This window comes from Flavobacterium sp. (assembly GCF_040382755.1).
Classification (GTDB): Bacteria; Bacteroidota; Bacteroidia; order Flavobacteriales; family Flavobacteriaceae; genus Flavobacterium.
Genome location: NZ_JBEIET010000263.1, coordinates 1 through 1473, shown reverse-complemented (window position 1 = coordinate 1473; position 1473 = coordinate 1). Strand labels below are relative to the sequence as shown.

The following is a 1473-nucleotide window of genomic DNA, read 5'->3' as shown; positions in this document are numbered from 1 at the left end:
ATGTAGTATGGTAAAACGTTTTTTCTTAAAATAATATAATCTCTTTCTTGTAACCCTACAATATCTTCTCCGTATATTTTAAACAAATCAATCTCATCAGTCTGTACACCCCTATTTGTAAAACTTCTTTTAATATTGTCAGATTTTATTTCTACAAAATCAAAGTTTGGCTGTGCTAATTCAATTGATTGCCAAAAATCTCCAGAATATTTCATTGTGTAATTAGAACCAGCTTTAACAATTCTTCCAATTGATTCTTTATAAATCTTTTCAGTCCTAGCTGAATAAACTGATTTCTTAGTGTATTTATTTTTGATTGTCCTACCTTTACTGTCTAAACCTTTTTCTAAGTTTCTAGTATTCAAGTAAGTAACTAAATTTGATATGATGTCGTGTTTGAAAGCAAAATTAAAGGCATTACCATGAGCAGACTTTAAAGCTAAAGCACTATACAGCATTTCACCAAGTCTAGTATCCATCAAGTTAACCATAATTCAAAGGTAAAAAAAAAGGGTAACATACAAGCTACCCTTAATTCAATTAGATTATATTGATTAGAAAATTACTTTCTGATACGGATTGAAAAAAGTTGAACTCATTTCAAAACCTCCAGAAAAATACTTTAATCCGTAAAGATTATTAATCGAACTCCATTGTCCAACTGGACTAATATCTAATTTGTATTTTCCATTTCCTAAATCTGTAATCACCCAATTAATATCAACTCCATTAGTAGCTTCAAATGGTGGTACATAAATTGGATTACCATTAAAATCTTCATAAAACTGAAAAATATAAAGTTTAAAAAATGACGGATTTAAACCACTAATAGGAATATCGCTTTCAGCATTTTTATAAACAATATCAAGTATTAAATAATCAATCTGAAAGAAAAATCCATTATCAACAAAAAAAGTTTCACTATTAGCAATAACAACATCTTTAATTCCACTAACCAAGTTAAAATCAAAGTTAGTATCACTATAAGGTATTAACCACATTTTAGATTCTTCTACTGAAGTTAAGAAGTCAAATGTTAAGTTCATTTTTTGAACATTAGCATCACTTGCAAATACTATCTTAGCATCTAAAGACTTATTATTGATTGATATTGGGTAAAGGTAACTACCATCTTTAATACCAATTAAGTTATTATTAGCATCAACAGCATAAACACCAACTTGTGAACAAGTAAATGAATTTATAATGTTTAAAGCTTCTGGACTTTGTAAATACATATCTCCATTAAAGCTTCGTTTACCAGACTTAATAAAGAATTTTCTACCACTAGCTGTTTCTTCAAATGAACTATCAGCAATAGGCATTTCAACGTTATCAAACGATTCTAAAGGATACCATCTATCTTTTGGATTTACAGCAGTAAATAAGTTAGAAAAGTTAGGTAAAGCTGTTAAATCTACCCTTGTTAAAGCACCAGTTGAATCTTTAAGATTAACAAATATTAATCTTGTT

At 28.2% G+C, this 1473-nt stretch carries 2 protein-coding genes; both read right to left on the bottom strand.

Features of this window, described 5'->3' with window-relative positions:
• On the bottom strand, window positions 1-479 hold a 479-nt coding region (locus ABWO04_RS11910; protein WP_353079898.1), incomplete at its 3' end, for a hypothetical protein.
• A 75-nt stretch (window positions 480-554) separates the two neighbouring features.
• The coding region (locus ABWO04_RS11905) for a hypothetical protein (protein ID WP_353079897.1) at window positions 555-1473 on the bottom strand (919 nt) is incomplete at its 5' end.